Source organism: Armatimonas sp. (genome assembly GCF_031410135.1).
Lineage (GTDB): Bacteria > Armatimonadota > Armatimonadia > Armatimonadales > Armatimonadaceae > Armatimonas.
On the sequence record NZ_JANNYP010000286.1, the window covers coordinates 1 to 6,690 of the forward strand.

Genomic DNA, 6,690 nt, shown 5'->3' on the forward strand with positions numbered 1-6,690 from the left:
AAGCGGTTACCGAACGCATTCATCAGCGTGCTCCGGTGCACGCTGATGAGCTGAGTAAGCAGTTTGATTATTGCTTTGACTTTGTTGATGCATATCGCCAACACCCCTACGAGACGCATGGTAAGACAGGGGGACTGAATCCTGCTGATAAGGGGGTTACTTTTGTCATTGCCCCTTACATTCGAGATGTCATCGACTCTAGCGGTGGTCGTAATATGATCCGGGCATTTGTTGTGACACATGGCTTGCATGGGCGCGAGGTGCCGACAAATCAGCAAAGTCGTCATTTGCTGGCATTCTCTTCCGAAGAGGATCTTTTCTTGTTTCTGGCCGCAGTTGTTTCCGAGACTATCTCTGAAGAATTGGGAGATCGTCCCATTCGTGCGGAGTACATTGAGCGAGTCATGATGCGGCTTGAAGTTGAGGAGCGTCGTCAGAATCTGTCCTATGCGATACTCCCAAAGTCCTACTTCTTGAGTGCGACTGTTGTCTATGACTGCGAGGCTGAGGAAGGCTCTACTTTTGCTCTGAGCTATGGAGATGCCACTTTTCATCAACTGCCCCTTCGAGGAGTATTTCGTGAAGGGTATAGGCAACTCTACTTTGACCTTCATGCGGGGACAATAGTGGGAGCTAGATTTATTTCGACACATGCATTTCATGAGAAGATCATGTATCAGCTTCTTTCAGACCCCGCCGTAGTTTAAGCACGTTTAAGCACATATATACGTTGCATCCAGCTCTGCGATGACATAACAGTATGCCCACTACTGCCGCACTATGGCAGCGAGAAGGGAGCGGCTACTTAATATGTCAATCAAGGATTCCGAGTCCAAGGGGAACCTCGCGGTACTTCCCCAGGGGCTTCGGCCACGGGGTAGGGTGATCGAGCAACATGAGGCGTTTGATCTGGATGGTGGTATTGGGCGTCTGGAGGAAGAGATGCGCGCCGCACGTCGGAGCGGTCTCTTTGGGATTGCTCGCCTCAAGTGGGAAGCATGGCTAGAGGAGAAGATGAAGGAGCCTGCCATCCGCAAGCTCAAGGCACAACAAGCGGTGCTCTTTGAGCAGCGACGAACCGCGCAGGCCCAGATCGATCTACGGAGCACGGTGTTTACCGGGGAGCGAGATGGGGAACGAGGTCGCAGCGAGGTAAACCAAGCGCGAGCGCATAGACTTCAGACTGATTTAGATAGTCTTGGTATCGGGCAAGACGATGGCGTTCCTCGGCCATTCCCACCCAAGTCGGGTGATCCACCGCTGAGTGTGCATATCTCAGATCAGCAAATCGAGGCTCTTGCCCTTAAAGCCGTATCGAATATCCCGGCGGGGTTAGCAGGAGAAGAAGGTCTGAAAGCCTACTTTTCAGAGCTGCATGATCGGCTTCCAAAGTACGTTGCTGACGAGGTGGAGACACGCATTCGAGCACTGCGACGAACCATGTCCTAGTGTCCTATCGGGTGGGCAATGGGGTGTCCTATCGGAGGGTTAGTTAATAACCCACCTGTAGAGGCACCCTGTCGAGGGAAAAGTGGCTTTTTCGGGCTGTAACTGTCTTCTCCATTCCTCATAGCTCTTAGCCTTCGGACTCTATTCGTCCTTATGCTCATCCCTCTCGTTTTTTCAAATCCAGCACACCTGCGAAAACATGACTTCGCATCGCTGGCTCCCACTCTGGAAACCAAAATCTCATGGTTCGAATCGGCACTCGAATACTCCACGACTCTCAGCAATCCAGCACACGATTCCGCGTCGTCTCGGACGACCCCGAGCTGATTCCGCACGCCGATCAGCCGTGGCTCCGCGCCCATGCCTGCGAAAAACTCGAGCTGCCGATGCCACGGCACACCGGGCCAAACGACAAGATTTCCACCGTTGCAGCAAGCCATGAACAGCTTGCGCGTCATGCTGTAGTCTGTGGCGCAACGGGAAGCGGAAAGACTCGCCTTGCCATGCAGCTTCTTTATGAGCAGCTGAAAGCCGGGTGCTCCGTGGTGATGATGGATCCCAAACTTGAGACCATAAAGCACGTTTTGCTCATGGCACAAAAGGCTGGAATTACCTCCGATCAGGTGACGATGCTCATGCCAGGGAACGCGAACCTTGCAGGCGTTCCGGGCTGGAATCCACTGGACTACAAGCAAACGGGGACACCGCCAGGACAAGCGGCGGCGGACTTCGTTTCGGTACTTGCTCAGAGCACATCGTCATGGGGACCACGAATGCAAGATCTCTTAACGAACGCCCTGCTGATCATCGCAACCCATCGGCTTTCGATTTATGAGCTTGCTCGTTTTCTCCAGCGAGACGAGTATCGCGAGGGTCTACTCACTCAAGAAGTGGAGCAGCCTGACCCGATTGCCTATCAGGAAGCGCACGAATACTTCACGGCGGAGTTTGCCAACTGGGGAAAGTCGGAGCGCTCTTCGGCAGTGGCTCCCGTGATGAACAAGCTTCGTGAGTTCTTGCGCTCTGGCTTTCTGCGCTCGCTCCTGTGCGCCGAGAAGAACACTCTGGATATTGCGTCGCTCTGGCAGCGTCAGCGCCTAGTTCTGGTGAATCTGGATCAGACAACACTGGGAGATGAGGGTGCCCGGTTGCTGGGCGGAATGCTTGCCTGGCAGCTCTATCGCACCGCGATGCGTGTTGATGGCCCGGTGCCGGTGTGCCTCTCGCTTGATGAGATGGGAGTCTCCGGGAAGTTTATTGGAAATGCGGTAAATCAGATTTTGGCGATTGCCCGCTCTCGTAAGCTCCGTATGCTAGTGGCCTGTCAGCACCTGGGCCAGCTCTCCGATGAGCTGCGGGAGTCACTGCTTGCTATTACCTCGGTGCGAGCGTTCTTTCGACTTGGCTATGACGATGCCCGTGTCATCGCCGCCTCACTTGCTGCTGGAACAGGTGGTGAGGTTGTGACGGTTGAAGCCACTAGTCAGCTAAAGAAAGATGTAAAGACGGGGGAGATGATCGGGCCATGGACGGCAATGCAGCACCCGATTTTGGATGCTTGGGGTAACGAGCTACGTCTCTCCAATGGAGCGTGGAAGGATTTCTTACTGGGACGAATCGTTCAGCTACCGAAGTACGAGACTGATTTTGTGATGCCGTGGGAGAAGCTACCAGACGGCTGGGAGAAGTCCACGCCTTCCTGGGAAGAACTGCCCGAGATCTGGGAGTTTGATCCGATTGATAGGCTCTTAGAGCTTGCCAGGCTTTCTCGGATTCCGCGCCTTTATGTTCATGCTGCGGACACCGGCGAGCCTATTGAGCTACGACGATATATTGCTCGGCTCTCACGCCAGCAGTACCGAGTGGCAGGCTCAGCCCCCTTGCGACTCGCTGTTCTCTTCCCTAAGCCCAAGCTCTCGGTGGTGACACGCATTACCGAAAGTGAGCGACGTGATCGGTGGGTGCGTCTTCTGATGGAATTACCAACCGCTCGCGCTGTGGTGGTGCTGGCCCCAGAAGCTCCGGTTATCACCCAGGTCGTCAAAGTGCCTGACCCTGCAACTCCTGCGGGCTTTGAGAGGTTTTTGAGTGAAGCGCTCGTTTCAAGTGGACAGACAGTCCCCGACTTGGAGCGAATCTATCAGGCGCGTCGCAGTGAAGTCAGTCGCCTTGAAGAGGTCGGGGCTGACATTGTGGCAATGCAGGATGAGGAGAAGGGAGGGCGGTCTGGAAGGTCAAAACAGCCACGGCGGACGGTCGCAAGCAGTAGTGCGCCACGAGTCAGCCCTGGAAAAACTGCCTTGGCATTACTCAAGGGCGGGGAGGTGGATAACGATGGAAGCCTTGCCTAGCATGTCAGTTTCGCGCACGTCGCGCTATCGTCGTAGCCCAGCTGCGAAGCCACTGGTCGCGCTTACGCCGATCAAGCGTAAGCTACTGCGGTTTCTGGTTGAGTGCCGGGTGCTCTCACTACCTCAGCTTGTTTCTCTTGGGCAGCTCTCCCCTAAGGGAACACGCAGGCAGATGCGCCAGCTCTTCGACTCGGGGCTCGTCGAGGTTGTGGCCGTCTCGCGTGCTGCTCTTGCGCCGGAAGGTGCTCCTGCCGATGAGACGCTGCTTTATGGGAGTGCGCCGAATCTGTATGTACCAACAGTCCAAGCGGTGCGAGCCCTAGTTGAGCTTGGCGTTGTGGATAGTCGCTATCTCGGACACAGTTATCCTGCCTACAACCCCAAAAATGGCCTCTTCCTGCGGCATGAGCTACTCGTTCGTGATGTGCGCGTCTGGCTTGAGGGCATGGCCTATCGAGAGGTCGGGCGAACGCTTCGCTGGGAGGATGGCATAGGCGCAACCCTGGAACTTGGGGAGAAGCAAGTCCTCAAACCCGATGCTTGGTTCGTCTTCGAGATTGCCCAGGACGAGCGCCCGGTAGTGTTGGTTGGCTTAGTCGAGGTGGATCGAGGGACGGAGCGCGGCAAAACGCGCTGGGCGGAGAAGCTCACCCGCTACCATGCTCTGTTCAGCTCAGGGAAACTACTGGAAAGCACCGGCTACAAGAACGCTCGGGTATTAGTGCTGTGCCCCGATGAACCTCGTCGTGAACGTCTTGCTGCCCTGATCGCGGAGCTTGCCGGTGATGAGCGCCTCGCGGGAAAGTTCTGGTTGATAACCGCGCAAACCCTGGAGCAGACCGGGCTACACGACTCTGTGTGGCTGGTCGCAGGGCAGTCTCAGTCCTATGCCTTATTGTAGACTGGGGCTGCCGATGTGATTTTTGTCCAAGAATTTCTGGTAGAAAGTGGAGATTTTTATCTGCGAAACTTTATCTTATAGAACCAATAGATGCTCGTGCAAAATTGATTCAAAGCAACTAGAACAAAGAAAAGCCAAATGATGTCACGCTCTTTATGCAGTTGAGAAATCGTAAAAGAGATGAGCGCAACGACGGCATGGCGTAAAGCGCGTGGGTATCTCTTAGTAAAGTCCACCCATTGCTTGGCGAAGCTCTCCATTCGCAACATGGGATCGGTTGCTGCGTGTTGTTTTTCTTTCAGTCGGAGCAATTCCTTTTGTGACTCGGTAGCGATCGCGGGATCATCACTCTTTGAAGCCTTCTCATAGGCAACTCTGGCTTTGTCCCACATCTCTTGATGCGTATATAAAAGTCCCAATATCTGATGGTGATCTGGATCGTCAAATAGTGCAAGCGATTCTTCGGCCAGCCTGGTAGCGTCCTTCGCCGCCTGCTTTCCACGCGCTCCGCCTTGAGCTGAGTGGAATCTTCGGCGGAGGTCTGCCTCGGTATACAGGCACATGGCACGACAGAAATTAGCCTCTTCTCCGGTAAGGGAATTGGATTGTTTGTAGGCGATTCGTAGATCGCCGCTAATCAGAGATTCTACATTCGCGATAGTTGCTTTTACTTGCTCTTGATTCTCGGGAGCGTAGGAAGCAAGCCTATCAGCTTGCCCTTCTACATCTTCAAGCAGGGAAATGATGACGTCTACTTCCTTCGAAGATTGCGATTGCTGTATAGACATTTTGATATTCTCCTTTCAGATGTAAAAAGTGGTGACGCCAGAAAGCGCTTGAACGCCCTTGTCCTTGCCGTCTATGTAAACTGTGTGGCTTCCTGGTGAAACGCTCTCAAAGTGAGCGAGCCCTTTATCGTCTGTGTACTTCTCGTGGTTTCCCCCGGAATAGACCACGACCCGACTCATGTGCACCACGTTTCCTGTTGCTTCTGAAACCACCTTTATACTGACCATCGCTTGCTCCTCCCAAGCCACTCCTCATGGCTTTTACAGATTGGTCATTTTACCATGTATATATCCCGTGGTGTTTTATACTGTGTGATTTTTCCCGTGGTTTGTATCCGCTTTTTCTTCAATCCTATTGGGATGCAAAAGAGAAAAACTCTGGAGAATCGCGACCCGCTCCTCCAGGCGGTGGCTGTTAGGATTCGGGCGCTTCGTGAAGGAAAAGGAATCGCTCAAGAGGTCTTTGCCTACGAGGCGGGGATAGACCGGAGCTACTACGGTGGGATTGAGCGGGGCAAGTACAGCCCGACCGCCATCAACTTAGCTAAGATCGCAGTGGCGCTGGGAGTTGAGGTGGGGGAGCTGTTTCCCGGCAAGGAAGAGCTTGCTTCGTTGCTGGCTGGAGACTCTACCCCGGATGCCTAGGGCAGCTCTAAAACTGTGCAAGGTTTCGTTGGCTTCCCAGCGTCTAGCCTGTACTCACTCGGGGGGATGGATTCCACGGAGCTTGAGAAGGCTGCGCAAGTTCACCACGCCCGCACGATTCAAACGGAGCCGCTCTATCGTCACGCGGCCAATTGGTGTTTGCCCGATCACAGTGAGTGTGTCCTCGCTCCAGGCGAAGTGCTCTGCCCAGGCATCAAGTCTAGGGTTGTAGAGACGCACTTCCTCACCTGTCAGGGGATCAACTGCCATCGTTGCCAACCCCTTGAAGCCATTACAGCCCAAGCAGGAGTTTGCCAGGTTATCTTCCTCATCCGGGCCACCATCGCCCAGTGGATGAATGTGCTCCACCGCAAAGGTACTCAGCGAATGGCTCTCCGGGCAGCGGCAGTATTCACAGAGATACCTAGCTCGCTCCGCAATGCGCTCTCGGACACCTCGGCGACGGCGCAGTGCCACGAGTTACTGGGTTCTCCGAGCAAGAGGATGGTGCCTGACGCCCAGTGTGTCGAGAAAGTAGTCGTGCGGCTTGCCATAG

Annotated in this window: 8 protein-coding genes; 5 read left to right on the forward strand and 3 right to left on the reverse strand. The window is 54.4% G+C overall.

Features of this window, described 5'->3' with window-relative positions:
* The 4 genes from RMO15_RS10400 to RMO15_RS10415 form a co-directional block, all read left to right on the forward strand.
* Positions 1–707 (forward strand): hypothetical protein (locus tag RMO15_RS10400; protein ID WP_309711625.1); only part of this gene is annotated, 707 nt, incomplete at its 5' end.
* Between the two features lie 103 nt (positions 708–810).
* A complete protein-coding gene (locus tag RMO15_RS10405; RefSeq protein ID WP_309711627.1) occupies positions 811–1,449 on the forward strand; it encodes a hypothetical protein in 639 nt (212 codons plus the stop codon).
* Between the two features lie 242 nt (positions 1,450–1,691).
* Complete coding sequence (locus tag RMO15_RS10410) at positions 1,692–3,800, forward strand: type IV secretory system conjugative DNA transfer family protein (RefSeq protein ID WP_309711629.1); 2,109 nt, start codon at positions 1,692–1,694, stop codon at positions 3,798–3,800.
* A gap of 1 nt (position 3,801) precedes the next feature.
* Entirely contained in the window at positions 3,802–4,701 is a 900-nt protein-coding gene (locus tag RMO15_RS10415) for a replication-relaxation family protein (RefSeq protein ID WP_309711632.1), read from the forward strand.
* A gap of 56 nt (positions 4,702–4,757) precedes the next feature.
* On the opposite strand, the gene RMO15_RS10420 is transcribed toward RMO15_RS10415, so the two are convergent.
* Together RMO15_RS10420 and RMO15_RS10425 are read right to left on the reverse strand one after the other, a co-directional pair.
* Complete coding sequence (locus tag RMO15_RS10420) at positions 4,758–5,489, reverse strand: hypothetical protein (protein WP_309711635.1); 732 nt, start codon at positions 5,487–5,489, stop codon at positions 4,758–4,760.
* Between the two features lie 15 nt (positions 5,490–5,504).
* A complete protein-coding gene (locus RMO15_RS10425) occupies positions 5,505–5,717 on the reverse strand; it encodes a hypothetical protein (protein ID WP_309711638.1) in 213 nt (70 codons plus the stop codon).
* A 132-nt stretch (positions 5,718–5,849) separates the two neighbouring features.
* Between RMO15_RS10425 and RMO15_RS10430 the strand changes: the two genes are divergently transcribed.
* Entirely contained in the window at positions 5,850–6,134 is a 285-nt protein-coding gene (locus tag RMO15_RS10430) for a helix-turn-helix transcriptional regulator (protein WP_309711641.1), read from the forward strand.
* Between the two features lie 54 nt (positions 6,135–6,188).
* Here RMO15_RS10430 and RMO15_RS10435 read toward each other — a convergent pair whose 3' ends face one another.
* The gene (locus tag RMO15_RS10435; protein WP_309711642.1) at positions 6,189–6,611 is read right to left on the reverse strand and encodes an HNH endonuclease signature motif containing protein; all 423 of its coding nucleotides are present in this window, start codon (positions 6,609–6,611) and stop codon (positions 6,189–6,191) included.
* Positions 6,612–6,690 lie beyond the last annotated feature (79 nt).

Excerpts from the sequence above, each read along its gene's own strand:
- RMO15_RS10425 (WP_309711638.1), bottom strand. The coding sequence starts at position 5,717 with ATGGTCAGTATAAAGGTGGTTTCAGAAGCAACAGGAAACGTGGTGCAC.
- RMO15_RS10430 (WP_309711641.1), top strand. The coding sequence starts at position 5,850 with ATGCAAAAGAGAAAAACTCTGGAGAATCGCGACCCGCTCCTCCAGGCG.
- RMO15_RS10415 (WP_309711632.1), top strand. The coding sequence starts at position 3,802 with ATGTCAGTTTCGCGCACGTCGCGCTATCGTCGTAGCCCAGCTGCGAAG.
- RMO15_RS10405 (WP_309711627.1), top strand. The coding sequence starts at position 811 with ATGTCAATCAAGGATTCCGAGTCCAAGGGGAACCTCGCGGTACTTCCC.
- RMO15_RS10410 (WP_309711629.1), top strand. The coding sequence starts at position 1,692 with ATGGTTCGAATCGGCACTCGAATACTCCACGACTCTCAGCAATCCAGC.
- RMO15_RS10420 (WP_309711635.1), bottom strand. The coding sequence starts at position 5,489 with ATGTCTATACAGCAATCGCAATCTTCGAAGGAAGTAGACGTCATCATT.